A 24,858-nucleotide genomic window follows, 5' to 3' on the forward strand; every position below is an offset into this window, starting at 1 on the left:
GCTTGACATAGGGCTCTCAGGCGTCGGCCGGCGGTGGCGAGCCGCTCCCCCGGCCTCGGTCAGTCGACGTGGCTCAGACGGGCGAACACGACGACGTTGTCGCGGTACTCGTTCCTGCTGTCCGTCGGCCCCCCGCAGGTCACGAGCCGGAGCTCCGCGTGGCGGAAGTCGCTCTTGTAGACGAGATCGGTGGGGAAGTCGGTCTTCCGGTAGGCGGCGACCCGCTCGACGATGAAGGTGAGGTGGGCACCGTCGCCGCGGCTGACCCGGACGACGTCGCCGGTCTTGACCCGACGCAGGTCGGCGAAGATCCCGGGAACGCCGGCTGGGGTGTCGACGTGGGCGGCCAGCACCGCGGGCCCGAGCTCGCCGGGGGTCGGGCCGTCGCGGTAGAGCCCGACCTCCTGGGCGGTGCCGGGCACCGAGATCGTGCCGTCTCGCTGCACGCTCAGGGGCACGAACGTGCGAGACCGGACCCCGATCGACGGGATCTCCAGAGCCGTCGGTTCCGACGCGGGGAGGGCCGCAGGAGCCTGGGTGGAGGGGCCGCCCCGGCCGGCCGCCGAGGTCTGCGTCTGCCTCGGGGTCCCGGCGGTGCCGGGGAGGCTCGTGCCGGGCGTCGCCGGGCCGGCCGCAGGAGGCGGCGGGCCCGACGTGCCCGCGTCGGGGGACGTTCCGCGCAGGCCAAGGACGAGCGCGACCACCCCCCCGACGAGCAGGACGGCCGTCGCCGCCACGGCCGCCGCGACACCGGTGGTGAGGCGGCGGCCTGGCGTCGACGGCGTGGGTGCCGGATCGGTCACAGGACGCTCTGGGGTCGAGGGCTGGTCAGCCGCGGGACCTGGCCGAGCGACGCGCGGCGAACGCGCCGGAACCGGCCGCGCCGAGCAGGGCGATGCCGCCGACGGCCAGCAGCGCGCCGTTGGTGTTCTGGGCGCCGCTCAGGCCGCCACCGGTGTGCATCCCGCCGGCGGGGGCGACGTGCAGGGCCCCGCACAGCGCCGGGTCGGTCGCCTCGGTGGGCAGCTTCGGGTCGAGGTCGCTCTTGGTGCTGCCGGAGTACTTGCCGTCGTGGTTGTGGTCGACGCCGTGGATCACGACGACAGACTGGCCCTTGGCGATGGCCTCGGCGACGCCGTCGGAGACGGTGATGCTGCCGCGCTCGTAGCTGATCCTGCCGCCTGGAGCGGTGCTGAAACGGTCGACCGCGAGGCCGCTCTTGGGGCTCGTGTCGCCGGTCTTGGTCAGCGAGACGACGATGTCGCCGTAGGCCGGGCCGCCCTCGGTGGTGTTGATCGTGCCGTCACCGCTCGTGTCGTCCTTGATGGTCGGGCACTCGTGCCGCGCCGCGGCCGCGAAGTGGATGTGGGCAGCGTGGGGCTGGTCGGGCAGCAGGCCCCGCGCGGCCATCTCGACCTTGATCGTGTTGCCGGTCACCGTCACCTGGGCGGTGCCGGAGCCGGTGACCTCACTGCCCGGGACGGGCCTGAGGTTGGCGCTGACCCATCCGTCGGCCGCGAAGGCCGGACCGACCGAGAGTGCCATGGCGGCAGCGGCAGCGAGGCCGGCGCCGGCGATCCGGGTCGTGCGAGTGCGAGTAGTGCTGGTGCGCATCTGTTCTTCCTCCTTGAGAGGAGACACAGCCGTCCATCCTTCTCTGCTTCAGACGGGGGTCGTCATCGACCGTCTCCGTTCTGGGGTTCGCCGCGAGCCGCCATCGGGATTGGGGAGTGCGAGAAGTCAGCAGGAGCGGCGGTGCAGTCGGCGATGATCGAGGACTCGCCGACGGGGCCGGGGAACGTCCGCAGCGACCTCCGCGCGACACCGACCGGCCCGGGCGCCCTAGGTGTCGGATGTCCGTCGGCCGCGCCGGTGGCGCACCAGCACGATCACCCGCCACACCAGGACGCCTGCCACCGTGGCCGATACGAGGATGTCCCAGACGCCGAACCGCACGCCTGGCGCCCACGCCCGGTCCCCGACGCGCACTCCCTGCAGCCGGTCACCCACGGCGGCCGGACGGTCCTGCCAGGCAACCTGCGAGGTGCTGGTGCCGTCGGCCTCGGTGAACGTGCCGATCGGGATGTCTGCACCACGGGCCGGCCGGAGGGCCTCGATGACCATGACCCCGGGGCGCCCGTGACCGGACGCGGCAACGACCTTCTCGGCCTCTGCGTCGACGGTGACCCAGAGCACCCACCCCAGCGCGAGGACGATCACGACATCGAGCATCACGACCCCGGCGGAGCTCCTCCTGACGGGGACGTCGCGGTCCGAGCTGCTCATCACGTCCCTCCCGCCTCGAGCCGATCGTGAGCCCGCGCCGCCGACCAGCAGGGGGCTTCGCGGTCACGACTGCTCCATCACCACGCTCACCCGAGTCCGAGCCAGTAGAGCACGCCGTCGGGCCTCGACGAGCCCAGGCGATCTCCACTCCCACCGCGGAACATCCGCGATCGCCGATCGTCGACCCGACGGAAAACGTCTCGCGCCCCAGGCCGCGCTGCACCTACCGTCGCGACCGTGGAACCCGTCGCCTACCGACCGCTGCCCGTCGACCAGTCCGACGTCGTGTACGCGCACGGCCCGGACTCCCAGCGCCAGGAGGGCGTTCCCGTCGGCGAGACGGTCGAGGTCGTCCTCCCGGGCAGCACCGTGTACCCCGGCACGTCACGCCGCGTCTGGGTGCACGCACCGGCCGGTCACGACGCCGCGACGCCCGCGCACCTCGTCGTCTTCCAGGACGGCTGGTGGTACCTCGATCCCGACGGTGAGGTGCGGGCCGGGATCGTGCTGGACAACCTCGTCGCGTCGGGCGCGCTGCCCCCGACCATCGGCGTGTTCGTCGACCCGGGAGTCTTCGCCGGCGTCGAGGATCCCGACGCGCGCAAGAACCGCAACGCCGAGTACGACGCCTTCGACGACCGGTACGCGACCTTCCTCCTCACGGAGGTCCTTCCCCTCGTGGAAGCCCGCTGGGCCCTGAGCGCCGACCCCGCCCACCGGGCCATCTGTGGTGGTAGCAGCGGAGGGAACGGCGCCTTCACCGCCGCCTGGCTCCGGCCGGACGCGTTCGGCCGGGTCATCGCCTTCCTGTCCAGCTTCGCCCAGATGCCCGGCGGCAACCCCTACCCGCAGCTCATCCCGAGCACGCCCGCCAAGCCGTTGCGGATCTTCCTGCAGGCCGGCCACCGTGACCTGTACTGGGACCAGCCCGACTGGAACTGGCTCGCCAACAACCTGCGCGTGGCAGCAGCCCTCGCCGAGGCGGGCTACGACTTCCGGCTCGTCCTCGGCGACGGCGGCCACAGCCCGAACCACGGCGGTGTCCTGCTCCCGGACGCGCTCCGCTGGACCTTCCGGGCGACCGACGCCCAGGGCTCCGGCGCGTGAGCGCGGCCAGGCTCGCCTCGAGCCGGCTCGACGGCGGCCGAGCCTGCCTGCTCGTCACCGGCGCCCCTGGAGCCGGCAAGACCACGGTGGCCCAGAGCGTCGCTCGCTCCCTGTCCCGGTCCGCGCTGATCAGCGGGGACGCCGTGGCGCGCATGGTCGTCGGCGGCTACGTGTGGCCGCTCGGTGACCCGCCCCGGGAGGCCGCCCGCCAGGTGAGGCTCGTCAACGACAACCTCTGCTCCCTGGCCGGCAACTTCATCGACGCCGGGTTCACGCCGGTCATCGACTGGATCGTGCCCGACGCCGACCGGCTGGAGGTCTACCGAGCGCAGTTCGGTTCGCGCCTTCGGCTCGTGGTCCTGGACCCCGGGGCCGAGGCGTGCGTCGCACGGAACCTCCAGCGGCCGGCGGTCGAGCAGTTCGCCTTCGACGGGCACGCCCAGCTGCGAGCGAGCATGTGGGACGGCTTCAGGTCCCTCGGGTGGTGGCTCGACTCCTCAGGCCTCGACGCGGAGTCCACCACTCGCCGGATCGTGGACCAGGCCTACGAGCGAGCGGCCTGCTGACCGCAGCGTCCGGCGCGGACCGCCGGCAGGTACGAGCCCGCAGGTCAGGCCCACGGGTTGGTGGCCTTGTCGTTCAGGCGCTTGCGCCATGCCAGCTCCTGGGCGGCGCACCGCTGGCACACCAGCATGTCCTTGTCGCCGGCCTTGACCCTGTACATGTGACCGAGGATCCAGCACGGGAAGTTTCGAAGGCTCATGACCGGCCCCTCTCGTTTGCGCTGCCACGCCGCTCCGGCGTCCTGGGCCCCACTCTCGCGTCACCCGCGACGCGCGTCTGTGTCCGTGGCGACACTGCGATGAAGACCCGGCGCCGCTACTTGCCGCTGTAGACGGGAAACGCTGTGTGGTCGCCGTAGTCCTGGAACACCAGGCTGCGCAGCTCGTCCATGTCGCCTTCGGAGATGACGAAGTCGACGCGGGCGTTGTCCCGCAGGTGATCGGGGTCCGCCGTCTTGGGCAGGGACACGGTGCCCAGCTGGAGGGTGTAGCGGATGCACAGCTGGGGCACGGTCACCGAGTAGCGGTCGGCGATCGCCGCGACGTCCGGGCTCTTGAGGATCTCACCGTGCGCGATGGGCGAGTACGCCTCGACGAGGATGTCCTGGCTCTTGCAGTAGGCGAGCAGGTCGGCCGGGGTGTTCCCCACGTGGACGAGCAGCTGGTTCACGTGCGGCCTCACCGTGCAGGCGCTCAGGATGTTCTCGAGGTCGCGCTGCTGGAAGTTGGAGACGCCGATCGACCGGAGCTTGCCCGCCCGGTAGGCGTCCTCCAGCGCGCGCCACGCCTCGCGGTTCCCCTCGGCGTAGTCGCCGCCGCGGAAGTCGTCCCACGGTTGCGGGCTGTGGATGAGCATGAGGTCGATGTGGTCGAGCCCCAGGGTGGCGAGCGAACCGTCGATCGCGGCCGCAGCGTCGTCGTAGTTCTTTATTTCGGCCGCGAGCTTGGTCGACACGAACAGCTGCTCGCGCGGGATCCCGCTCGCGCGGATGCCTTCCCCGACGCCGCGTTCGTTGCCGTAGGCCTGTGCCGTGTCGATGTTTCGGTAGCCGGCCGCGACGGCGTCGGTGACCGCTCGGGCGGCCCTGTCGTCGTCGATGAACCAGGTGCCGAGGCCGAGCCTGGGGACGGTGACGCCGTTGGACAGCGTGTAGGTCTCGTCGAGGATCATGGGTTCTTCCTTCTGTTCCTTGGTGATTCGTGGCTCGCGTGCCGACGCGGCACGCGGGCCGAACGTGGTCGTCAGGCGCCGTACTCGCTGTCGGTGACGTGGTCGAGCCAGGTGACGACCTGCCCCGACTCGTCGGCCTCCTGGATGGCGACGTGGGCCATGAACCGGTCGGGGGTGGCGCCGTGCCAGTGCTCCTCCCCCGGCTCGATGTAGACGACGTCGCCGGGGCGGATCTCGCGGACCTCGACCGTGCCGTCACCACCCCGTCGCGCGACGTAGCCGATGCCGTCGGTGACGTAGAGGGTCTGGCCCTTGGGGTGGTGGTGCCAGGCGGTTCGCGCTCCGGAGGTGAACCGGACGTGCGAGCAGCCGACGGCGGACTGGTCGTCGGGCGTGCGGACGCCGTCGATGTAGACGGTGCCGGTGAACCAGTCCGCGGGTCCGGTCGCGGTCTGGCCGCTGCTCTGGGTGAACTTCATGGTGTCTCCTCTGGTGTCTCTCGGTGGATTCGGTGGTGGCGGTGGTGCCGGTGGTGGCGCTGGTGGTGGTGCCGGTGGCGGACCGGCCGCAGGGCGGTCGCGGCAGCCGCGGTGAGCAGGGCGACGACTGCAGCGGTCAGGAGGCTGGCCCGCAGCCCCGACATGAAGGTGCCGTGGCCCAGCAGCGCCCCGAAGACCGCGACGGCGAGCGCCCCGCCGACCTGGCGGCTGGTGTTGAACACGCCCGAGGCCACACCGCCGCGCCCGGGCGGAACGGTGTCGAGCAGGATCGCGGTGGTCGGCGGCATGACGAGCGGTCCGGCCACACCGACGAGGACCATCAGCGCCGCCACGACGGGTAGCGGTGTCGTCGCGGTGATGAACGCGAGCGCGCAGAGCCCGAGCACCATCGACGCGAGCCCGGCGACGATGACCGTCCGGGCGCCGAGGCGCTGCACGATCCGCGGCGCGAACGGCGTGAGCACCAGCCCGACCAGCATCATCGGCAGGAACACGACGCCGGTCCCCAGCGGGGACAGCGCCCGGACCTGCTGGAGGTAGAGGCTCAGCACGAACGGCAGGCCGTAGTAGCCGATCATGAAGGCGAAGCCGATGACCAGGGGCGTCGCCGCGTTCCGCGCCCGGAACAGGCCCAGCGGCACCATCGGGTGTGCCACGCGAGCCTGGCTGAGCAGGAAGGCGACGCCGGCCACCGCGGCGGTGCCGAGCGCGACCACGACGCGTGGGTCGGTGAAGCCGCGGTCGCCGGCCTCGATCACGCCGAAGGTCAGGCCGGCCATGGCCAGCACGCCGGTGAGCTGCCCCACCCAGTCGAAGGCGGCCCGGTGGAGGCGGGTGGTCGCGGTCCGGGCCATGAGCAGCAGGGCGAGGACGCCGACCGGCACGTTGACGAGGAAGATCAGCCTCCAGCTCGCCAGGGTGAGCACACCGCCCAGGACCGGCCCGGCGGAGGAGGCGATGGCACCGCCCATGGCCCACATCGCGATCGCGCGCGCCCGCTCGACCGGGTTCGGGAAGGCCTGCCCGAGCAGCGCCATCGAGGCCGGCATCATCGCCGCGGCGGCCGCGCCCTGCACGAACCGCGCGGCCACGAGCATCCCGAGGGTGGGTGCGGCGCCGCACGCCGCCGACGCGAGCACGAACAGCGCCATGCCGTACGTCAGGGTCCGCCTGGCACCGACCCGGTCGGCGAGCGAACCCGACGACAGCAGCAGTGCGGCGAACATCAGCGTGTAGCCGTCCACCACCCACTGCAGCCCCGCGATCCCACCGCCGAGCTCGGCGCGGATCCGGGGCAGCGCGACGTTGACGATGACGGCGTCGAGCGTGATGACGAAGAACACCAGCGTGGCGGCGACCAGCGCGGTGGCCGGCCGAGCCGCCCGACGCGTGGGCGTCGGTGGGGCCGGGGCGGTGACGGCGGGGGCGGGCATGCCTCCATGCAAGCCGGGCCGCCGGCCGCGCAACAGGCCGCGTCGTTCCGGGTCACGACGCGACCCCCCACGGCACCCTCGGCGGCCCTCGAGCCGCCGTAGCGTGGAAGCCGTGAGCAGGAGAAGCCAGGAGGCGCGCGACTTCCTCGTCAGCCGCCGCGCCAAGATCACCCCCGAGCAGGCCGGGCTCCGACGCTACGGCGGCCTGCGCCGCGTCCCCGGGCTGCGCCGGGAGGAGGTCGCCATCCTGGCCGGCGTCTCCGTCGACCACTACACCCGACTCGAGAAGGGCAACCTCTCCGGGGTGTCCGACGGCGTCCTCGATGCGGTCGCCGGCGCCCTGCAGCTGACCGAGGCCGAGCGCGTCTACCTCTTCGACCTTGCGCGCGCCGCCAACGCCGCCGGCGGCCGGCGCGAGCCGCCGCCCGCAGCAACCGTCCACGCGTCCCTGCACCGTGTCCTCGACGCCATGACCGGGGCCGCCGCGTTCGTGCGCAACGGACGGCTCGACATCCTGGCCGCCAACCTGCTCGGTCGGGCCCTCTACTCCCCTGTGTTCGACAGCCCCACGCGGCCCACGCCGACCGCCCCGCCGAACATCGCCCGGTTCCACTTCCTCGACCCCAACGGCCCCGACTTCTTCCCGGACCTCGACGCGTCCGAGAGCACCGCCGTCCAGCTGCTGCGTGCCGAGGCCGGGCGCCGCCCCCACGACCGGCAGCTCACCGACCTCGTCGGCGAGCTGTGCACCCGCAGCGACAACTTCGCCCGACGCTGGGCCGACCACGACGTCCGCAGCCACCGCACCGGCCTCAAACGCTTCCGCCACCCCGTCGTCGGCGAGCTGGCCGTCTCCTTCGACGCGATGGACCTGCCCGCCGACCCCGGCCTCACCATGACCGTCTACACGACCGAGCCCGGCTCCCCTGACGAGGAGCGGATGCGCCTGCTGGCCACGTGGGCCGCCACCGAGCTGGCGCCGGCGGCGCTCTCTGCGCCGGTCGAGGACCCGGCCCCCAGCACCTGACGACGCACGAACGGGGCGTATCCGACGGAAATCCGGGTCCTGACCCGGGGCGTCACCGGCGGGCTTATCGTCGAAAGACCGTCGGCGGCGCCTGGCCGCGCCGTCGCTCCCTCGGGGCCATGCCGCTACAGGAGTTGTCGTGTCCGAGTCCACGCCGCGCCTGGGGGGGCCCGCGGGCCGCCCCAACATCCTGCTCATCACCACGGACGAGCAGCGCTGGTCGCTGCCGAAACCTCCGGGGTTCAGCCTGCCCGCCCAGGACTGGCTCCGCGAGAGAGGCACGACGTTCGACCGGTACTACGTGGCCTCGGCGATGTGCAGCTCCTCGCGGTCGGTCATGTACACCGGCCGGCACGTGCCGGTCACGCAGATCTACGACAACGACAACATGCCGTACATCCGGCCACTCGACCCGGGCCTGGGCACCCTCGGCACGATGATGCGCTCGGCCGGCTACTACACCTCCTACCAGGGCAAGTGGCACCTCTCGAACGCCTACCTCTCGCCGACGAAGCAGACGACGACGGTCGACGAGCTCGAGCCGTACGGCTTCTCGGAGTTCAACGACTGGGGCGACATCGATGGCGGCGCCTGGGCGGGGCTCAAGATCGACCCCGTCATCGCCGGGCAGGCGGTCAAGTGGCTGCGCAACCGGGCCCCGGTCGTGGCGCAGTCCCAGCCGTGGTTCCTCGCCGTCAACTTCGTCAACCCGCACGACGTCATGAGCTACGACTACGGCACCCGGCGCTCGATCGCCCCGCCGCCCAACCTCGCCGAGGCCGTCAAGGTGCGCCCGCCCGCCGGTACGCCGCTGTACGACAAGGTGTGGGACCTCGAGCTGCCGGCGACGGCCGGCGACGACCTGTCGGGCGCGCCGCAGGCGGTACGGGAGTACGCCGGCCTGGCCGACACGATGTTCGGCGGCATCACCTCACCGGAGCAGTGGCGGCTGGGAATCAACTTCTACCTCAACTGCATTCGCGACGTGGACCGCAGCATCGCGCTCGTCCTGGACGCGCTCACCGCGTCGGGCCAGGCCGACGGCACGGTCGTCGTCTTCACCTCCGACCACGGTGAGATGGCCGGCTCGCACGGGCTGCGGCAGAAGGGCAACCTGGTCTACGACGAGAACTTCCACGTGCCGCTCGTCGTCGTGCACCCCGACGTCCGAGGTGGTGGCCGCAGCCACGCCCTCGGCTCCGCGGTCGACCTCGCGCCGACGATCCTCGAGCTCGCCGGCGTCGACCCGACCCGTCTCCGCTCCGAGTTCGCGGGCCTGCACGGGCGGTCCCTGGCGCCGGTCCTGCACGACCCGTCGGCCCGGGTGCGCGACGGCGTCCTCACGGCCGTCGAGTCGGTGCTCACCCTCGACGCCGACTTCTGGCGCGCCTTCGGCCGCGGCGACGCGCCGGCCCGGGTGCAGTCGGGTGACCTGCGCCCCGACTGGCGCAAGCGCGGCTTCCTGCGCGGGTGGACCGACGAGCGGTACACGTTCGGCCGCTACTTCTCACCGCTCGAGCCGAACCGGCCACGCAGCGCGGCCGAGCTGGTGCGGGACAACGACGTCGTCCTGTACGACCGCGAGAGCGACCCCGGCGAGACCCACAACCTCGCCTCCGACCCCGCGCACCAGGGCCTCGTCGAGTCGCTGTCGAGCAGGCTCGAGGCCCTGATCGACGCCGAGATCGGCGCCGACGACCGCGCGTGGGTGGTCGAGCGCCCGGTCCTGCTCGGACCGCCCCGCTGGCGCGGGGACTCGGTCGGCGCCGCCTGACGCGGGTGGCCGCTAGTCGCCGACCTTCGGCTCGCCCCACGTCGACAGGCAGAACGGGTGACCGGCCGGGTCGGCGTACACGAAGGAGTGGTCGGCGTTGGGCTGGTGCTCGAACCGGGTGGCCCCGGCGGCCAGCACCCGGTCCCCAGTGGCCTCGAGGTCGTCGACGAAGAACTCGAGGTGCATCTGCATCCGGACCTGCCCGCCCGGCCACGTGGGCGGCCGGTACTCCTCGACCTGCTGGAACCCGATGTCACCGTCAGGGCCCTCGACGAGCGCCCAGCGCTCGTCGCCCGTCGCGACGCCGCCGGTGATCTCGGCGTAGAACCGCGCGAGCGCGATCGCGTCCGGCGCGTTGACCGTCGTGCCGCTGAGCCGGATCCGGTTCGACATCAGTGGATCTCGGCCTGCTGGTAGCTGGGCGTGAGCTCTTCCCAGCGCCGCTTCCAGCCGGCCGCCCCGGCGTCGGAGCCCCATCCGTCCGTGTGCACCGGGCCACCGAGCTCGAGGGACCGGCCGAGGTCCTCGAGGTGGACGCGCCAGCCGGAGGCGTGGAACGGCAGGTGCGTCAGCGGCAGCCCGCGCTCCTCGACCACGAGGCGCGTCCGGGAGCCCTCCTCGGTGAGCCAGACCTCGATCTGTCCCTCGTCCTCGGTCCCCGGTTCGGTCGTCAGCAGCAGGTGGTGGGGCGCCTCGCACTGCTCGACGCGGGCCGGGCCGGTCCAGCTGCTCGTGAAGACGAGGTCGACGGTGCCGCCGACCCGCAGGTCTCCCTCGACCCGCGCGATCCAGCGGGCCAGCCGCTCGGGGGACGTGCACGCCTGCCACAGGTCGTCGACGTCGGTGTCGTACAGGTCCTCGACGCGGACGGCGCCGCGGGTCTCGTCGAGCGCTCGCATCGTCGCACTGGTGGTCATCGTCGTGCCTTCTTTCCTCGGGCGATCTCGGTGTGCAGGGCATCGAGCCGGCTCTCCCAAAGCCGGCGGTACTCCCCCAGCCACTCGTCGACCTCGACGAGCGCCTCCGGGCGGAGGGTGTAGATCCTGCGCTGCGCGTCCTGGCGCACCTCGACCAGGCCGGCCTCCCGCAGCACGCGCAGGTGCCGGGACACGCCCGGACGCGCGATCGGCAGGGCGTCGGCCAGCTCTCCCGAGGTGGCGGGGTGGTCCCGGAGGATCTCCAGGACCGTGCGCCGGCTCTCGTCGGCCAGCGCGTGCAGCACAGCATCCATGACGCCAATGTACCTACTTGGGTAATTACCCGCAACGGTAAACACTGCGAGGACCCGCACGGCCGTCCCGGCTCCGGGCGATGGTGCGGCCGGAGCGCGCCGTCCCCGGGCAGGCGACGCCAGTCAGGACGCGTCGCGCTCGCGCACGTGACGGAGGCCCACGACGCGTCCGTCGAACGTGCGAGCCTCGGCCAGCCGCAGCGCGCGGCGACCGTCGACCGCGTGGAACGACGCACCTCCCCCGAGCAGGACCGGGTGGACGAAGACCTGGTACTCGTCGACGAGATCCGCCTCCTCGAGCGCCGCGACGGTGCGTGAGCCGCCGAAGACGTACGCATCACCGTCGGCGTCATCGACGAGGGCTCTCAGGCCCTGCGTCGAGGGCAGCACGGTGGAGTTCCACCCGGCGGTCTCGCGGGTGGTGGACAGGACGGCCTTCGGCATCGGCCGCCAGATGCGCGCGTAGGCCATCTGGTTCGGGGTGCTGTCGGGGAGGGTGTCGGCGATCGGCCAGAACGAGGCCATCATGTCGAAAACCTCTCTGCCGTAGACGAAGAGGCCGGCGTCGGCCAGCGTCGTGACGAAGTGGGTGTGCAGCTCCGTGCCCACGTCGGCCCAGTCGAACTCACCGTTAGGGCCCGACGTGAAGCCGTCGGCGGACGCCTGCATCCAGACGATGATGCGGTTCATGGTGGTGCCTCTCAGCTGTTGAGCGGTGCGGGAACGTGGACGGCGTCGGTCACCGGGCGGGCGACCACGTCGGGTCCCGCCTCGCGGCGGGCGAGGACGAGCGCCGGGAGCATGGCGGCGGCCACGAGGAGGAACGCGACGCCGTAGCCGGTCGAGGCCACGAGGGCACCGACGGCGACGGCGCCGAGGCCCATGCCGAGGTCGTAGGCGCCGTTCCAGATGGCGCTGACGGCGGCATAGGCGTCGGTGGGCACCCGCGCGTACATGAGCGCGAGCGACGCGTTCTGCAGGACGCCGAAGCCGGCGCCGAAGACGGCCGCACCGGCGACGACGGCAACGCCCGACCCGGTGGCCGCGATCGCTGCCATCCCGGCGGCCGAGAGCGCGACGCCCGGCACGAGCAGCCGTGCCTGACCGACGCGGTCGCCGAGGCGTCCGGCCCACCAGCGGGCGACGGTCGAGGCCGCGGGCTGGGCCAGCAGTGCCGTGGGGACCACCCATCCCGCACGGTCGCCGACGGCGAGCGGCAGGTACGTGACGAGGACGCCGGCGGCCGATGCCGAGGTGGCGAAGACCGTGGCGGGCCGGACCAGCCGCCGGTCGCGCAGGCCGGCCACCACTCCGACGACGCCGCTGGGGTCCGCGCCGGTCGGCGACAGGCTCGACGACCGGCTCGACGACGTCTTTGCCGACGGGCGCCGCCCGAGCCCCGGCGGCAGGCCCGGCACGCTCGCGACCCCGACCAGGGGCACCACCGCGGTGAGGACGAACACGGCGCCGTAGCCCCAGTGGTCGGCCGCCCAGGTGCCGAAGGGCAGGGCGAGCAGCGACGGCACGCCGCCGACCAGCCCGACGAGCGCGAGGCCCTCCCCGCGTCGGTCGGCCGGGAGCAGGGCCGCGGTGAGCGCGCCGCCGGACACGACGGCGATGGCGAAGCCGACGCCGCGCACCGCGTTGACGACCAAGGTGGCGCCGACGGACGCGCCCAGGGGTGTGAGCAGGAGCAGGGCCGGCGTGCCGAGCAGGACGAGCCCCAGGGTGAGCGCCCACCGGTGCCCGACCCGCTCGACGAGGCGCGGGGTGGACAGCTCCGCGGCGACCGTGGCCCCGAGCAGGGCCCCGTTGGCCAGCCCCGCGGCAGCCGCCGCGCCGTGCGCGTCGGCGAACATCGGGATGACCGACAGCGGCAGGTAGAAGCCGACGGCGCAGGCCACGACCGACACGAGGCGGACGGCGAGGGGGCGGGAGATCAGCGGGCTCATGCCGACGACGCTAGGAGCCACCGGACCGCTGTTACAGTCCGGTTGCATGGCCGTCGAGTGGTCCAGTTCGGCACCGGAGGTGCTGCTCACCGTCGACCGCGACGCGCCGGCGCCGTTGCGGGCCCAGCTCGAGCTGCAGCTCCGCGACGCGATCCGCGCCGGTCGCCTCGCCGCCGGCGAGCGCATGCCGTCCTCGAGGGCCCTCGCCGAGCACCTCGGCCTGTCGCGCGGGATCGTGCAGGAGTGCTACGAGCAGCTCGTGGCCGAGGGCTACCTCGTCTCCCGGCCCGGCTCGGCGACCCGCGTCGCGTCGGTGTCGACGCGGGCCGACGAGCGAACCGAGCAACCGTCCGCCGCACCGGGCGGACGCGTCGGACCGGCCGGACGCGTGGGGCCGGGCTCCCTTCCCGCGTCGGCCCCGCGGCTCGTGGCCGACTTCCAGGCGGGCCTGCCCGACCTCGGCCTGGTGCCGCGGGAGGACTGGGCGTGGGCGGTCCGCGAGGCGTGCCGGACCGCCCCGTCGGCCGCCTTCGACTACGGCGACGTCCTCGGCGACGACGGGCTGCGCGAGGTCCTCGCGTCCTACCTGCGCCGTGTCCGGGCCACCGACGCGAGCGCGGCCCGGATCATGGTCTGCGCCGGCTACCAGCAGGGCCTCACGGTCGTCCTCCAGGCGCTCGCGGCGTCCGGGCGGCGGCTCGTGGCCGTCGAGGACCCCGGCTCGGTCGGCACCGTGACGGCGGCAGCCCGGTCGGCGCACGGCGACTGCGTCCCGGTGCCGGTCGACGCGGAGGGCATCGACGTCGAAGCCCTCGACCGCACCGGCGCCCGCGTCGTCGTCGTCACGCCGGCCCACCAGTGGCCCACCGGCGTCGTGCTGTCGCCCGGTCGCCGGCACGAGCTGCTCGCCTGGGCCCGTCGCCGCGACGCCGTCGTCGTCGAGGACGAGTACGACTCCGAGTTCCGTTACGACCGTGAGCCGGTCGGGTCGCTGCAGGGCCTCGACCCGCACCGCGTCGTCTCGATCGGCACGGTGAGCAAGTCACTGGCGCCGGCGCTTCGCCTCGGCTGGGTGGTCCTCCCGCCCTCGCTCGTCGACCCCGTCGCGGCGGTCCGGCGCACGGTCGACCGGGGCACGCCGACGATCGACCAGCTCGCCCTCGCGGTGCTCATGGAGTCGGGTCGCTACGACCGGCACCTGCGACGCATGCGGGCCGAGTACGCCAGACGCCGACAGTCCCTCGTCGCGGCCGTCGAGACCCACGCGCCCGAGCTGCGCCTCACCGGGTTGGCGGCCGGGTTCCACGCCGTGGCCCACCTTCCCGACGGGTCGCCGGAGGAACGCGTCGTGGCACGGGCCCGCGAGCACGGGGTCGGCGTCGAGGGCATGAGTCGCTATCGCTCCACCGGCGCCACCACCCCGGGGCAGCTCGTCATCGGCTTCGGCAACACCGGGCCCCGCGCCATCGCCGAGGGCATCGGCAGCATCCGGTCGTGGCTCTGACGCTGTGGGTCCCGGGGGCAAGACGCGCCGTGCCCACCACTCGCGGTGTCGGGGTGGTCTCTCAGGCGTGGCCGCTGAGCCGACCCAGCCGGTCGGCGAGGGCGTCGACCATGGCCGAGGCGCGCTTCTCGGAGATCGGCGCCTTGCGGTCGCCGCCCTGGCTCGAAACGGCGAGCACGTCGATGGACAGCTTCGCGCCGCCGGCGAGGGCCCGCAGCGCGTCGATCTTGGCGGCGAACGGCGAGCCGCTGCCCGGCGAGTAGTAGCGCACGACCTGCTCGATGTCGTGCGGGTAGAGGTCGGTCTTCGTCACTGCGATGACGAGCCAGATCGGCTTGTAGCGGCGCACGGCCATCGAGGCGATCCGGTGCGAGGTGATCGTCCAGTCCTCGAGCTCGGCGGCGAGCTGCTCCTCGCGCGACGCGGTGGCGGCGCCGGTCGTGCCCGCGGCGCGTCGGGGGGTGGCGTAGCCGTTGGCGACGACGTGGATGACGCCGTCGACCGGCTCGTCGTGGAAGACCTCGTCGAGGGCGCCGAGGCGCGTGGCGGCGTTGTCGCCCGGCACGACGAGGAAGCGGAAGCCGTGCAGCTTCGAGCCGCGGCGGGTGCGACGCTCCATCACCGCCGACCCCACCTCCGACAGCGCCTCGTCGGTGGCGCGTCGTGTCAGCCGGTCGACGAGCTGGCTCTTGCCGACGCCGGTCATGCCCGTCACCGCCACCATCGGGTAGCGGTCGCGCATGAGCCGGCCCAGCTTGTCGGGAGCCGAGGCCAGCGCGGTCAGCACTCCCCCGGCGACGGTCGCCCCGATGGCGGGCAGGGCAGCGCGGCTCGATGGCGGCAGGATCGTCCGGATCCGCGATGACGTCTGGGACACGGTGCCTCCTCGGCGTGGTGGTTCAGGTGCCAGTTGGCCCCACGAGCCTACGGTCCGGGGGTCCTCGTGTGCACTGCGGTGCCGTCGGGTCCGTTCTGTCCCCGGTGGCCCCGTGCGGCGGGACACGTCCTCACGTACCCACCGACGCCACGGCGTCCCGCGGCCCGACGCGTCCAGCGCAGCGACGCGTCCCGCGCGCCCCGACGCGTCCCGCAGCCCAGGCGGCGTGCCCCGGGGTGCCGGCGGGCTCAGGCGTGCCCGGGTGCCGCAGGGTCGACGGGGAGGGCGAAGCGTCCGCGCAGGGCACGGCCGACGGAGGACCCGACGAGCAGGCCCAGCGAGATCGCGATGGCCACCCCGAGCAGGCCGAGCGCGACGTCGGTGACCGACTCGCGGCCGGCGGCGAGCTCGGTAACCCCGACGAGGCCGAGGCTGCCCGGCACGAGCAGCCAGAAGGCGGGCAGGAAGAGCACGAGGCGGGGCAACAGGGGACGGCGCAGCTCGACGACGCTCGCGCCGAGGCTCGCGGCGATGGCGCCGAAGAAGCCGCCGAGCGCGACCGAGCCGAGCTCCTGCCCTGCGACCTGCGCGCCGAAGGCGAGGGCCAGCACGAGCAGCACCCAGCCCTGCAGGCGCAGCGGCACCCCTTCCATGAGGCAGATGCTCGCGCCGACGAGCAGCAGCCCGACGGGCGCGCCGGCCCAGCCGATCTCGTCGACGCGGAGGTTGACGAGGGTCTCGGTGGGGATGCGCAGCAGGGCCGTGGCCATGAGCAGCCCGAGGGCGAAGAGGCCGAGCTGGGCGAGCCCGTAGGTGAGACGGGCGGAGCCGGCCTGCATGTGCCCGGCCGCGAGCTCCGACATGCCGTTGACGACGAGGGCGCCCGGGAGCAGGACGGCCAGCGGCGGCAGGACGGTGCGCAGCGGTCCCTCGAGCAGGCCGGCGTTCGCGGCCCCGAACACGGCGAGCGACACGACGAACGCGGCGAGCGTCGGCATCAGCGCCTTGACCACCTCGTAGCGCTCGGCGAGGTGGACGAGCCCGAGGACGATGAGGGCGCCCACCGCCGCGGCGGCGATGTTGGCCCAGCCCGGCTGGAGGATGAGCGCGATGCCGACGGCGAGCACGGGCCACGCGAGCGCGACGAGCCAGGGCGACTGCTGCACCGGACGCGTCGTCGTGGCCGCCAGCTCGGTGCGGGCCTCGGCGACGGTCAGCTCGTCGTGGAGGAGCTGGTGGCGGATGAGGCGCACGCTCGCCGCCTGGTGCAGCCGCAGCCCGGCGGGCGCGGACCGGTAGGTGGTCGGGCCGCCCGGCGTCAGGGTGACCATCAGGCCGGTGGGCCCGACCGCCGACTGGACGTCGGGGTACCCGAGCCGGACGCTCACCTCGGCGAGCTCCTCCTCGATCTCCTGGACCGGCTGGCCGGTGGCGATCATGGCGGTGCCGAGCTCGGCCAGCAGGGCGCGGGTCTCGGTCTCGCGGTCCGGGTCGGCTCGCTCGGCGTCGGGCTGGCCGGCGTCGGGCTGGCCGGCTGGGAGCGTCACGACGCGGCGTGCCCGCCTTCGCGCGCGGCCGCAGGTCCCTCCATGCGGCCATCATGTCAGGGCCGTGGGCCGGGTCGTCGGTCCCGCTCGCCCGGCGGGCTCGAGCCCCGGCGTGCTACGCCGGTGGTTGGATCGAGGCATGCGCATCTTCTTCACCGGAGGCAGCGGCAAGGCCGGCAGGCACGTCGCGCCGTTCCTCGCCGAGCAGGGCCACCAGGTCACCAACGCCGACCACGTGCCGCTCGGGCACCCGGCCGTCGACGACCTGACCGTCGATCTCACCGACATCGGCGAGACGTACTCGGCCCTGGCCGGGCTCGCGCGCTTCGACGAGCTGGAGCTCGAGGCAAAGCCCGCCTACGACGCGGTCGTGCACTTCGCCGCGGTCCCGCGGATCCTGCTCACGTCGGACGCCAAGACGTACGCGACGAACGTCCTCAGCACCTACAACGTGCTCGAGGCGGCGACCCGGCTCGGCATCCGAAAGGTGGTCTTCGCGTCGTCGGAGACGACGTACGGCATCTGCTTCGCGCAGGGCGAGCGGCGGCCGCTCTACGTGCCGGTCGACGAGGAGCACCCCACGGTCCCGGAGGACTCGTACGCGATGTCGAAGGTCGCGAACGAGGTGACGGCGCGCTCGTTCCAGGCCCGCACCGGCGCCGACGTGTACGGGCTGCGGATCAACAACGTCATCGAGCCGCACGAGTACGCCGAGATGTTCCCGCCGTTCCTCGCCGACCCGGCGCTACGGCGTCGGAACGTCTTCGCCTACATCGACGCCCGCGACCTCGGCCAGATGGTGCAGCGCTGCCTCGAGGTCGACGGGCTCGGCTACGAGGTCTTCAACGTGGCCAACGCCGACATGTCCGTAGCCGCCACGACCGACGAGGTTCGCGAGCGCTTCTACGAGGGCGTCGAGCTGCGCCGGCCGATGGGGCGCGACGAGACCTTCTACTCCATCGACAAGGCCCGCGACCTGCTCGGCTTCTCGCCCCAGCACTCGTGGCGCGAGGTCCTCCGGGACCCCGGGCACGACGCCTGAGCCCCGCGCCGCCCGGATTCGGCGGGTCGCGCGGCGCCACACGCGTCGACGCGCGTCTACGCTCGCGACGTGCCCGAGTTCAACTGGCGGTCGGCCAACGAGGCGACGTGCGAGGACCTCGAGGCCGTGTTCGATGCCGGTGGCGCTCGGAAGTGCCGGTGCCAGGCACTCAAGGTTCCGGGCTGGATCTGGCGCGACACCACGCAGGAGGAGCGCGACGAGGCCCTGCTGGAGCAATCCGGCTGCGGCACGAGCGGCTCGAGCAGTTCGACCTCCGGCCTCATCGGCTACGTCGACGGCGAGCCGGCCGGCTGGGTCGCCGTCGAGCCGCGCGAGAACTACCCGAGGATCTGGGCCCGGCAGAAGGCGTGGATGCGGATGGACCCCGACCTCGACGGCGTCTGGTCGGTCACCTGCTTCGTCGTGCGCCCGGGGTTCCGCCGGCAGGGCCTGATGTACGAGCTCGCCGCGGCCACCGTCGAGTACGGCACGAAGGTCGGCGCCCATGTGCTCGAGGGCTACCCGACGGAGCCGGTGCCGGGAAAGACCGTGATCTGGGACGAGGCGTCCGTCGGGCTGCTCCAGGTCTTCCTTGCCGCCGGCTTCGAGGTCGAGGCCTCACCCACGTTGCGCCGCAGGGTGGTCCGCCACCGGCTGGGCGCGACGACCCCGGACGCGCACCCCGCCTGACCGCGTCGGACGCCGTCCGCGACGGGCGCCGGTGGGACGCGGGTGCGTGGGCGTGCGGCACAGTGAGGGCTGCGGCCACCACCGGGACGGTGCCGTCGGAGAGGCGCGGAGGGAGGCCCAGCGGTGCGCGAGGACGCGAGCGTGATGCACGTCGACGCCGACTCGTTCTTCGCCTCGGTGGAGACCCGGCACAAGCCGTCCCTGGCGCGCACCCCGGTCCTGGTCGGCGGGACCGGCCCGCGAGGGGTGGTCGCCACCGCGAACTACGAGGCGCGGGCCTTCGGGTGCCGGTCGGCGATGCCGATGTCCCAGGCGAGGGTCCTGTGCCCGTCCGCGACCGTGCTCACGCCCCGGTTCGCCGCGTACGCCGCCCACAGCGCCGTCATCATGGCCACGTTGCGGCAGCTGTCACCGCTGGTGCAGCCGGTCAGCCTCGACGAGGCGTTCGTCGACCTGGCCGCGGGACCGTTCGCGGCCGACCCGGTCACGGCCGCCGACCTGGCCCGCCGGCTCGTCTACAACCGGTCGGGGCTGGTGGTCTCCGTCGGGCTAGGACGGTCCAAGCTCATCGCGAAGATGGCCTCCGACGCGGACAAGCCACACGGGTTCACCGTCGTGCCCGGTGCGGACGAGGACGCGTTCCTCATGCCGAAGCCGGTGGGCGCCCTGTGGGGTGTCGGGCCGGCCACCGAGGCGACCCTTCGCACGCTCGGGATCCGCACCGTCGCCGACCTCCGCGCGGCCGGGCGTGAGGAGCTGGTGCGCGTCCTCGGCGACGCGGCGGGGTGGAACCTGTACCGGCTCGCGCGCGGGGACGACCCGCGCCCGGTCGTCGTCGAACGCGAGGCCAAGAGCGTCGGTGCGGAACGGACCTTCGCCCAGGACCTGCTGCGGTGGGAGCTGCCGGGCGCGCTCGAGGACGTCCTGGCGCGGGCGCTGCGCCGGCTCGGGCACCACGGCGGTGGCGCGCGGACGGTCACCGTCAAGGTCCGGCTGGCCGACTTCACGACGCTGACCCGCTCGGTCACGCTGGCCCACCCGACCGCCGAGGCCGCGCAGCTGCGCGAGGCGGCGGGCGCGGCGCTCGCCGCGGCGAACCCCGTCGAGCCGGTGCGCCTGCTCGGCGTCTCCCTGTCCGGCCTCACGCACTGGGCCCAGCTGCGCCTGCCGGAGGACGACGGCGGCCGTTCTGCCGGCGATGACCTCGACGCCTTGGACGTCCTGACCGGATCGCCTTCCCGCAGTGGGGAACCGGACGCTTCGGCCGATACGGAGGCCCCGGCCGGAGCGGAGGACCCCGCCGGCGCGGACGACGCGGACGACACGGACGGCGCGGACGACACGGACGAGGAGCGGCTGCCGGCGCCGCTGACCCTGCACACCGTCGCGGTCGGGCTGGACGTCTCCCACCCGGACCACGGTGCCGGCTGGGTGGTGCGGGCCGAGGACGGCGTGGTCACCGTCCGGTTCGAGGGCCCGGGCACCCCGCCGGGGCCGGAGCGCACGTTCGACATCCGTCGTGAGCTGCTGATGCAGGTGGACCCGCCCGCGCCCTGTCCGCCAGCGCGCCTGACCTCGCTGGCGAACCTGGGCGGGGTCGAGGACATCACCGCGATGCTGCTGCCGAGCGAGGCGACTCCCCCGGCCTCGTGACGGCGTGACCCGCGGATGCGCGCCCGGGAACCGCATGAGGGGCGAACATCTCGATGCGACGAGACGTGCAGGTCACGGTTCCGTCGGAATTCATCAACCGTGTGTGGTTCCCGGGCTCAGGAAAAACGGTAGGTCCTGTTTGCTTGATCATCAAGTGGCGCGATCATCAAGCAATAGATCGTGGCTGCCTCAGGCCCGGAAGGGCGCGCGAAATGGGGTTCTCCTGACGAACGGTTGGGCGGTCGGGGCTCGCCGCCACGGCGCCGGGCGAGCCATCGGCGGAATCCTCGCCGCCCGCGCCCGAGTAGGCTCCAGCGATGGCCGTGGACGTGCAGACCTCCATCGACATCGACGCTCCCCGCGACCGAGTGGCCGCCTTCGCGTCCGACCCGGAGAACGCCCCACGCTGGTACGTGAACATCAGGTCCGTGGTCCTGGAGACACCGCCGCCTGTCACCGTCGGGTCACGGATGGCGTTCGAGGCGCAGTTCCTCGGCCGGCGCATCGCCTACACCTACGAGGTTCGCGACCTGGTGGAGGGCGAACGGTTCGTGATGAGCACCGCCGAGGGGCCGTTCCCGATGGAGACGACCTACACCTGGTCCGACGCGGCGGCCGGAGGGACCCGAATGACGCTGCGCAACCGCGGGGAACCGACGGGCTTCGGCCAGCTCGCCGCTCCCGTCATGGCACGGGCCATGCGACGCGCGAACCTCAAGGACCTGCGCGCCCTCAAGGACCTCCTCGAGGGCACGACCACTTAGTCCTCCCACCGCGTCGCGGCGACCCCTGCGGACGCTAGGCAAACGGCGGTGGGACGCACGTTCCGAGAGAGCGGATCGCGCCAGTCCGGTGACGGCCGCAGGTCTGCCGGCACGGATAGAGTCATTGCCCGCCGACCATCGTCGATAGGCACGGCATGTTCGCGTCCATCGCGGCCACGGCCGCGGAAAGAGCCACAGCGCGTCGCGGCGACGAGTTGATCGCCCCGGCCGACGTCGTCATGGACCGCGCCTTCACGCTGCCCGCCCCGCCGTCGCAGGTGTGGCCTTGGCTGACCCAGCTGGGCAAGAGGCGCGCCGGGTGGTACCTGCCTGCCGGGCTCGAACGGTTCCTGCCGGCCTCCAAGCGGGCCGCCTGGGAGATTCAGGACCGCTGGCAGCACCTGCAGGTCGGCGACACCGTTCCCGACTACGGCGGCACGAACGAGACACTCACGCTCGCCCAGATCGAACCGCCAACCGCCATCGTCTACACCTCGCAGCGCGGCGCCACGAGCTTCAGCTGGTCCATCACCCTGGAACCGACCGGCGTCGGAACCCGAGTCTTCCTCCGACTGAGGATGGCCCCTGTCCGCCGTAGGTGGCTGGCCAAGACAGCAGGGGAACTCATCGACGTGCTGACCATCGCTGGCATGGCCACCGGCCTGCGGCAACGCCTGACCGCCCGATCCAGCTGACTCGCGCTGAGCATCCCCGAACGGTGCAGCGGGCTTCAGCCGCTCGACCACGACGTCCCGCGGTAGGGCTTCCGCGGGACGTCCAGACGCAAGTTCTGGTCGAGCCGGGGTGTCAGCGGCCGCCCCCGTAGACTCCGGCGTGTGAGCAACCCTCCGGCGTACCCCACGATGGAGGACGTCATCGGCGACACCCCTCTGGCGCGTCTGCAGCGCCTGCCGGGGCCGGAGAACGAACGCCGCGGCAACGTGCTGCTCGCCAAGCTCGAGGGGAACAACCCGGCCGGCTCGGTCAAGGACCGGCCGGCGATCAGCATGATCCGGGGCGCCGAGGCGCGAGGGGAGATCTCCCCCGGCGACACCCTGTTGGAAGCCACGTCGGGCAACACCGGGATCGGCTTGGCGATGGCGGCGGCGATCAGCGGCTACCCACTGGTCATCGTGATGCCCGAGGACGCCTCCACCGAGCGGATCCAGACGATGAAGGCGTACGGAGCCGAGCTGGTCCTCACCTCGGCGCGCGGCGGCATGGAAGAGGCCCGCGACGTCGTGACGCGGATGGAGCGGGAGGGCCGCGGGCGGGTCCTCGACCAGTTCGGCAACCCGGACAACCCCCGTGCCCACGAAGACGGAACGGGCCCGGAGCTGTGGCGACAGACCGACGGACGGATCACGCACTTCGTGTCCGCGATGGGCACCACCGGCACGATCACCGGGGTCTCGCGGTTCCTGAAGGCGCGCGACCCCGGCATCCAGATCATCGGGGCACAGCCCGCCGAGGGCTCCAAGATCCCTGGGATCCGCGCCTGGCCACCGGAGTACGTACCGAAGATCTTCGACCCGTCGGCGGTGGACCGGACCGTAGAGGTCACCCAGACCGACGCCGAGGAGACAGCCCGCCGGCTGGCCCGCGAGGAGGGCATCTTCGGCGGTGTCTCCGCGGCCGGCGCCTGCTGGACCGCCCTGCAGGTTGCCAAGGAGGTCGAGGGGGCGACGATCGTCTTCGTGGTCTGCGACCGCGGCGACCGGTACCTCTCCAGCGGCGTGTTCCCCGCCTGAGAGTTTGGCTGACGCACAGAGACATCCGGCCCCGAGCACGCGACTTGACGTTCCATTCCGTCCCCCAAACGTCAGGTCGACTTGCGGCGTTGCAACGCGAGCTCCTGTCTTTGGAGGTCTCCACCAGCACCGTTGTAGGTCAGTGCTGACACCACCCGGACCAGGAGGGCGCCCTAGTGTTGGTGGGAGTTGACACAACCCTGGCGGGCGCGCAAGCGGAGTGAGTCCGAGCAGATTGAGCGGAGGTGGGCGCATGTCGGCGACGAAGCTCCTGGTACTCGGTGTCGTGCACCTTTCCGGCGGCGCGCATGGCTACCAGGTGCGGTCCGAGCTGCAGAGTTGGCGTGCGGAGATTTGGGCCAAGATCAAGCCCGGCTCGATCTATCACGCGCTGAAGAAGGCGGCGGCTGATGGCCTCCTCACCGAACACGCCGAGCCGGGCGATTCCGGGCCGGATCGCGTTCTGTACCGCGTGACAGCTCGGGGACGTGACGAGATAGTCGAACTGGTCCGCGACGGTCTGCGGCGCACCCATGACCCCACCATGCTCGACGCGTCGATCGCCATGTTGCCCATGCTGACCAGGACAGATGCCATCGCGCACGTCAACGAGCGGGTCGCGCGCCTGGAAGCGGAGCTCGTAGAGCAGGCCAGGTGGCGGGAGCACCCGAACCCCGACATTCCCGAACACGTCCGCGATCAGGCCGAACTGTGGGCGGGCCATGCACGCACCGAACTGGAGTGGGCGAAGAGCCTGAGCAAGCGACTGGCTGAGGGCGCCTACACCATGGCCGATGATCCGGGTTCGTGGCGAACGGTCCCCTAATCAACCTTGACTAGACGCTCCTCCTCACGTACTTTGGCCGGGTAATCAAACTTGACTAGTCCGCTAGGCCTGGACGCGGTGAGGAGAGCCGAATGAGCACCATCCTCGAGCAGAGCCCGTGGCTGCCGCTCGCCCTTCTCGTCGGTGGCGGCCGTGATCGCAAGGGCGCGGTGGTCGCGCACCGAGGCCGTCGTCGGCACGCTGCTCAGGCGCTGAGACAAACCTCTCGAACGGAGGCGTGAGATGCACGAGATGGCCTTTCGCGTGACATCAAATGATGGCACCACCATCGCCTACGACCGGAAGGGAAGCGGCCCGGCTGTCGTCCTGGTGGGCGGCGCACAGGACGACGGAGCCGAGAACGCCCCCTTGATTCCTGCTCTCGCCGAGCACTTCACGGTTTACAACTATGCCCGTCGGGGACGCGGCGCGAGCGGCTTCACCGAGCCCTACGCCGTGGAAAGGGAGATCGAGGACCTGGATGCGTTGATCGCGGAGGCGGGCGGCTCGGCACACCTGTTCGGGGCGTCCTCTGGTGGCGCTCTGGCGCTGGAAGCCGCCGCGGCCGGGTCAGCCATCGACACGATCGCCGTGTGGGAGGTGCCGTACGCGGTCGGGGACGACATACGCCCGCGATTCGAGGAGTACGTCGCGGACACCCGACGCGCCTTCGACGCCGGGCGAGACGAGGAGGTTCTCGAACTGTTCATGCGCATGACCGGCGCCTCCGACGACAACATCGCGGCCAGGAAAGCGGCAGGCAAGCAGTCGGCGCATTGGGCGGATTCAGTCGCCCTCGCGCCCACGCTGGTCTACGACAGCCTCTTCCTCAACCGCTACCAGTTGCCGGCCGATCGGCTGGCAACGGTCACCCAACCGGTCCTGGTCACCACCGGAGGACCGATCACGGTCCCCTATATGGCGGGCCTGCCCTCGGACTTCTTCGACCGCGCAGCCGACGAGCTTGCAGACCTCCTACCCCACGCTCAACGGGAGACCCTCGAGGGGCCGGATCACGTCGTCGACCCACAGATCATCGGCCCGCCGTTGCTACGGTTCTTCAGCAGCGAACACTGAGGGACCCGCGAGTTGTTGCGGGAAGACCGATCAGACACCGCGCAAGCAGATCTTCGTCGCGCCAGGGACACAGGGCGGACAGG

28 protein-coding genes are annotated in these 24,858 nt (G+C 72.4%); 14 read left to right on the plus strand and 14 right to left on the minus strand.

Annotated elements, in window-relative coordinates:
* Positions 1 to 59: 59 nt before the first annotated feature.
* The 3 genes from BIV28_RS16670 to BIV28_RS16680 form a co-directional block, all read right to left on the minus strand.
* Complete coding sequence (locus BIV28_RS16670) at positions 60 to 803, minus strand: sortase domain-containing protein (RefSeq protein WP_076263661.1); 744 nt, start codon at positions 801 to 803, stop codon at positions 60 to 62.
* Positions 804 to 828: 25 nt separating this feature from the next.
* Positions 829 to 1,614 carry a CHRD domain-containing protein gene (locus tag BIV28_RS16675; protein ID WP_076263662.1) on the minus strand — a complete coding sequence of 262 codons (786 nt, stop codon included), beginning with the start codon at positions 1,612 to 1,614 and terminating at the stop codon, positions 829 to 831.
* A 228-nt stretch (positions 1,615 to 1,842) separates the two neighbouring features.
* Positions 1,843 to 2,286 carry a hypothetical protein gene (locus BIV28_RS16680; RefSeq protein ID WP_076263663.1) on the minus strand — a complete coding sequence of 148 codons (444 nt, stop codon included), beginning with the start codon at positions 2,284 to 2,286 and terminating at the stop codon, positions 1,843 to 1,845.
* Positions 2,287 to 2,523: 237 nt separating this feature from the next.
* On the opposite strand from BIV28_RS16680, the gene BIV28_RS16685 reads away from it, so the two are divergent.
* Together BIV28_RS16685 and BIV28_RS16690 are read left to right on the plus strand one after the other, a co-directional pair.
* A complete protein-coding gene (locus BIV28_RS16685) occupies positions 2,524 to 3,393 on the plus strand; it encodes an alpha/beta hydrolase (protein WP_076263664.1) in 870 nt (289 codons plus the stop codon).
* Positions 3,390 to 3,959 (plus strand): AAA family ATPase, encoded by a 570-nt coding sequence (locus BIV28_RS16690; protein WP_076263665.1) that lies wholly within the window; start codon positions 3,390 to 3,392, stop codon positions 3,957 to 3,959. Before BIV28_RS16685 ends, BIV28_RS16690 begins: the two co-directional genes overlap by 4 nt.
* Positions 3,960 to 4,003: 44 nt before the next feature.
* Here the strand turns inward: BIV28_RS16690 and BIV28_RS20085 are convergent, their stop codons facing one another.
* The 4 genes from BIV28_RS20085 to BIV28_RS16705 form a co-directional block, all read right to left on the minus strand.
* Positions 4,004 to 4,156 (minus strand): hypothetical protein, encoded by a 153-nt coding sequence (locus BIV28_RS20085; protein WP_207556050.1) that lies wholly within the window; start codon positions 4,154 to 4,156, stop codon positions 4,004 to 4,006.
* Positions 4,157 to 4,272: 116 nt separating this feature from the next.
* Positions 4,273 to 5,127 (minus strand): aldo/keto reductase, encoded by an 855-nt coding sequence (locus BIV28_RS16695; protein WP_076263666.1) that lies wholly within the window; start codon positions 5,125 to 5,127, stop codon positions 4,273 to 4,275.
* A gap of 71 nt (positions 5,128 to 5,198) precedes the next feature.
* Positions 5,199 to 5,606 carry a (R)-mandelonitrile lyase gene (locus tag BIV28_RS16700; RefSeq protein ID WP_076263667.1) on the minus strand — a complete coding sequence of 136 codons (408 nt, stop codon included), beginning with the start codon at positions 5,604 to 5,606 and terminating at the stop codon, positions 5,199 to 5,201.
* Positions 5,603 to 7,060, minus strand: a complete 1,458-nt coding sequence (locus tag BIV28_RS16705) for an MFS transporter (RefSeq protein ID WP_076263668.1) — start codon at positions 7,058 to 7,060, stop codon at positions 5,603 to 5,605. Before BIV28_RS16705 ends, BIV28_RS16700 begins: the two co-directional genes overlap by 4 nt.
* Positions 7,061 to 7,172: 112 nt before the next feature.
* On the opposite strand from BIV28_RS16705, the gene BIV28_RS16710 reads away from it, so the two are divergent.
* Positions 7,173 to 8,087: a helix-turn-helix domain-containing protein gene (locus BIV28_RS16710; RefSeq protein ID WP_083707445.1), complete on the plus strand. Its 915-nt coding sequence runs from the start codon at positions 7,173 to 7,175 to the stop codon at positions 8,085 to 8,087.
* Between the two features lie 139 nt (positions 8,088 to 8,226).
* Positions 8,227 to 9,861 carry a sulfatase family protein gene (locus BIV28_RS16715; protein ID WP_076263670.1) on the plus strand — a complete coding sequence of 545 codons (1,635 nt, stop codon included), beginning with the start codon at positions 8,227 to 8,229 and terminating at the stop codon, positions 9,859 to 9,861.
* 12 nt (positions 9,862 to 9,873) lie between these two features.
* Here the strand turns inward: BIV28_RS16715 and BIV28_RS16720 are convergent, their stop codons facing one another.
* The 5 genes from BIV28_RS16720 to BIV28_RS16740 all read right to left on the minus strand — a co-directional run bounded on the left by BIV28_RS16720 (position 9,874) and on the right by BIV28_RS16740 (position 13,044).
* Positions 9,874 to 10,254 carry a VOC family protein gene (locus BIV28_RS16720; protein ID WP_076263671.1) on the minus strand — a complete coding sequence of 127 codons (381 nt, stop codon included), beginning with the start codon at positions 10,252 to 10,254 and terminating at the stop codon, positions 9,874 to 9,876.
* Positions 10,254 to 10,778 (minus strand): SRPBCC family protein, encoded by a 525-nt coding sequence (locus BIV28_RS16725; protein ID WP_076263672.1) that lies wholly within the window; start codon positions 10,776 to 10,778, stop codon positions 10,254 to 10,256. The genes BIV28_RS16720 and BIV28_RS16725 overlap by 1 nt, the downstream gene beginning before the upstream one ends.
* Positions 10,775 to 11,092, minus strand: coding sequence for an ArsR/SmtB family transcription factor (locus BIV28_RS16730; RefSeq protein ID WP_076263673.1), 318 nt, complete (start codon positions 11,090 to 11,092; stop codon positions 10,775 to 10,777). Before BIV28_RS16730 ends, BIV28_RS16725 begins: the two co-directional genes overlap by 4 nt.
* A gap of 123 nt (positions 11,093 to 11,215) precedes the next feature.
* Complete coding sequence (locus BIV28_RS16735) at positions 11,216 to 11,782, minus strand: dihydrofolate reductase family protein (protein ID WP_076263674.1); 567 nt, start codon at positions 11,780 to 11,782, stop codon at positions 11,216 to 11,218.
* 11 nt (positions 11,783 to 11,793) lie between these two features.
* Complete coding sequence (locus BIV28_RS16740) at positions 11,794 to 13,044, minus strand: MFS transporter (protein WP_076263675.1); 1,251 nt, start codon at positions 13,042 to 13,044, stop codon at positions 11,794 to 11,796.
* A 46-nt stretch (positions 13,045 to 13,090) separates the two neighbouring features.
* Here BIV28_RS16740 and pdxR point away from each other — a divergent pair, with 46 nt between their 5' ends.
* Positions 13,091 to 14,548 carry a MocR-like pyridoxine biosynthesis transcription factor PdxR gene (gene pdxR / locus BIV28_RS16745; protein ID WP_076263676.1) on the plus strand — a complete coding sequence of 486 codons (1,458 nt, stop codon included), beginning with the start codon at positions 13,091 to 13,093 and terminating at the stop codon, positions 14,546 to 14,548.
* A 61-nt stretch (positions 14,549 to 14,609) separates the two neighbouring features.
* Here pdxR and BIV28_RS16750 read toward each other — a convergent pair whose 3' ends face one another.
* Together BIV28_RS16750 and BIV28_RS16755 are read right to left on the minus strand one after the other, a co-directional pair.
* Positions 14,610 to 15,425 (minus strand): GTPase, encoded by an 816-nt coding sequence (locus tag BIV28_RS16750; RefSeq protein WP_076263677.1) that lies wholly within the window; start codon positions 15,423 to 15,425, stop codon positions 14,610 to 14,612.
* Between the two features lie 248 nt (positions 15,426 to 15,673).
* On the minus strand, positions 15,674 to 16,972 hold the full coding sequence (locus tag BIV28_RS16755) for a threonine/serine exporter family protein (RefSeq protein ID WP_207556053.1): 1,299 nt from the start codon (positions 16,970 to 16,972) through the stop codon (positions 15,674 to 15,676).
* 139 nt (positions 16,973 to 17,111) lie between these two features.
* Between BIV28_RS16755 and BIV28_RS16760 the strand changes: the two genes are divergently transcribed.
* From BIV28_RS16760 to BIV28_RS16795, 9 genes are all read left to right on the plus strand, one after another.
* Positions 17,112 to 18,014 (plus strand): NAD-dependent epimerase/dehydratase family protein, encoded by a 903-nt coding sequence (locus tag BIV28_RS16760; RefSeq protein WP_076263678.1) that lies wholly within the window; start codon positions 17,112 to 17,114, stop codon positions 18,012 to 18,014.
* Positions 18,015 to 18,083: 69 nt separating this feature from the next.
* Complete coding sequence (locus BIV28_RS16765; RefSeq protein WP_076263679.1) at positions 18,084 to 18,704, plus strand: GNAT family N-acetyltransferase; 621 nt, start codon at positions 18,084 to 18,086, stop codon at positions 18,702 to 18,704.
* 123 nt (positions 18,705 to 18,827) lie between these two features.
* A complete protein-coding gene (locus BIV28_RS16770) occupies positions 18,828 to 20,357 on the plus strand; it encodes a DNA polymerase IV (RefSeq protein ID WP_076263680.1) in 1,530 nt (509 codons plus the stop codon).
* A gap of 317 nt (positions 20,358 to 20,674) precedes the next feature.
* On the plus strand, positions 20,675 to 21,121 hold the full coding sequence (locus BIV28_RS16775; RefSeq protein WP_076263681.1) for an SRPBCC family protein: 447 nt from the start codon (positions 20,675 to 20,677) through the stop codon (positions 21,119 to 21,121).
* Positions 21,122 to 21,276: 155 nt separating this feature from the next.
* Complete coding sequence (locus tag BIV28_RS16780) at positions 21,277 to 21,816, plus strand: SRPBCC family protein (protein WP_076263682.1); 540 nt, start codon at positions 21,277 to 21,279, stop codon at positions 21,814 to 21,816.
* Positions 21,817 to 21,957: 141 nt separating this feature from the next.
* Positions 21,958 to 22,872, plus strand: a complete 915-nt coding sequence (gene cysM / locus BIV28_RS16785; RefSeq protein ID WP_242653103.1) for a cysteine synthase CysM — start codon at positions 21,958 to 21,960, stop codon at positions 22,870 to 22,872.
* Between the two features lie 253 nt (positions 22,873 to 23,125).
* A complete protein-coding gene (locus BIV28_RS16790) occupies positions 23,126 to 23,698 on the plus strand; it encodes a PadR family transcriptional regulator (RefSeq protein WP_076263684.1) in 573 nt (190 codons plus the stop codon).
* Between the two features lie 92 nt (positions 23,699 to 23,790).
* Positions 23,791 to 23,940: a hypothetical protein gene (locus BIV28_RS20090; RefSeq protein WP_207556054.1), complete on the plus strand. Its 150-nt coding sequence runs from the start codon at positions 23,791 to 23,793 to the stop codon at positions 23,938 to 23,940.
* A 1-nt stretch (position 23,941) separates the two neighbouring features.
* Complete coding sequence (locus BIV28_RS16795; protein WP_076263685.1) at positions 23,942 to 24,775, plus strand: alpha/beta fold hydrolase; 834 nt, start codon at positions 23,942 to 23,944, stop codon at positions 24,773 to 24,775.
* Positions 24,776 to 24,858 lie beyond the last annotated feature (83 nt).

The organism is Intrasporangium flavum, assembly GCF_001956915.1.
Taxonomy (GTDB): domain Bacteria; phylum Actinomycetota; class Actinomycetes; order Actinomycetales; family Dermatophilaceae; genus Monashia; species Monashia flava.

Excerpts from the sequence above, each read along its gene's own strand:
- BIV28_RS16675 (WP_076263662.1), bottom strand. The coding sequence starts at position 1,614 with ATGCGCACCAGCACTACTCGCACTCGCACGACCCGGATCGCCGGCGCC.
- BIV28_RS16680 (WP_076263663.1), bottom strand. The coding sequence starts at position 2,286 with ATGAGCAGCTCGGACCGCGACGTCCCCGTCAGGAGGAGCTCCGCCGGG.
- BIV28_RS20085 (WP_207556050.1), bottom strand. The coding sequence starts at position 4,156 with ATGAGCCTTCGAAACTTCCCGTGCTGGATCCTCGGTCACATGTACAGG.
- BIV28_RS16695 (WP_076263666.1), bottom strand. The coding sequence starts at position 5,127 with ATGATCCTCGACGAGACCTACACGCTGTCCAACGGCGTCACCGTCCCC.
- BIV28_RS16700 (WP_076263667.1), bottom strand. The coding sequence starts at position 5,606 with ATGAAGTTCACCCAGAGCAGCGGCCAGACCGCGACCGGACCCGCGGAC.
- BIV28_RS16705 (WP_076263668.1), bottom strand. The coding sequence starts at position 7,060 with ATGCCCGCCCCCGCCGTCACCGCCCCGGCCCCACCGACGCCCACGCGT.
- BIV28_RS16720 (WP_076263671.1), bottom strand. The coding sequence starts at position 10,254 with ATGTCGAACCGGATCCGGCTCAGCGGCACGACGGTCAACGCGCCGGAC.
- BIV28_RS16725 (WP_076263672.1), bottom strand. The coding sequence starts at position 10,778 with ATGACCACCAGTGCGACGATGCGAGCGCTCGACGAGACCCGCGGCGCC.
- BIV28_RS16730 (WP_076263673.1), bottom strand. The coding sequence starts at position 11,092 with ATGGATGCTGTGCTGCACGCGCTGGCCGACGAGAGCCGGCGCACGGTC.
- BIV28_RS16735 (WP_076263674.1), bottom strand. The coding sequence starts at position 11,782 with ATGAACCGCATCATCGTCTGGATGCAGGCGTCCGCCGACGGCTTCACG.
- BIV28_RS16740 (WP_076263675.1), bottom strand. The coding sequence starts at position 13,044 with ATGAGCCCGCTGATCTCCCGCCCCCTCGCCGTCCGCCTCGTGTCGGTC.
- pdxR (WP_076263676.1), top strand. The coding sequence starts at position 13,091 with ATGGCCGTCGAGTGGTCCAGTTCGGCACCGGAGGTGCTGCTCACCGTC.
- BIV28_RS16760 (WP_076263678.1), top strand. The coding sequence starts at position 17,112 with ATGCGCATCTTCTTCACCGGAGGCAGCGGCAAGGCCGGCAGGCACGTC.
- BIV28_RS16775 (WP_076263681.1), top strand. The coding sequence starts at position 20,675 with ATGGCCGTGGACGTGCAGACCTCCATCGACATCGACGCTCCCCGCGAC.
- BIV28_RS16780 (WP_076263682.1), top strand. The coding sequence starts at position 21,277 with ATGTTCGCGTCCATCGCGGCCACGGCCGCGGAAAGAGCCACAGCGCGT.
- BIV28_RS16790 (WP_076263684.1), top strand. The coding sequence starts at position 23,126 with ATGTCGGCGACGAAGCTCCTGGTACTCGGTGTCGTGCACCTTTCCGGC.
- BIV28_RS20090 (WP_207556054.1), top strand. The coding sequence starts at position 23,791 with ATGAGCACCATCCTCGAGCAGAGCCCGTGGCTGCCGCTCGCCCTTCTC.
- BIV28_RS16795 (WP_076263685.1), top strand. The coding sequence starts at position 23,942 with ATGCACGAGATGGCCTTTCGCGTGACATCAAATGATGGCACCACCATC.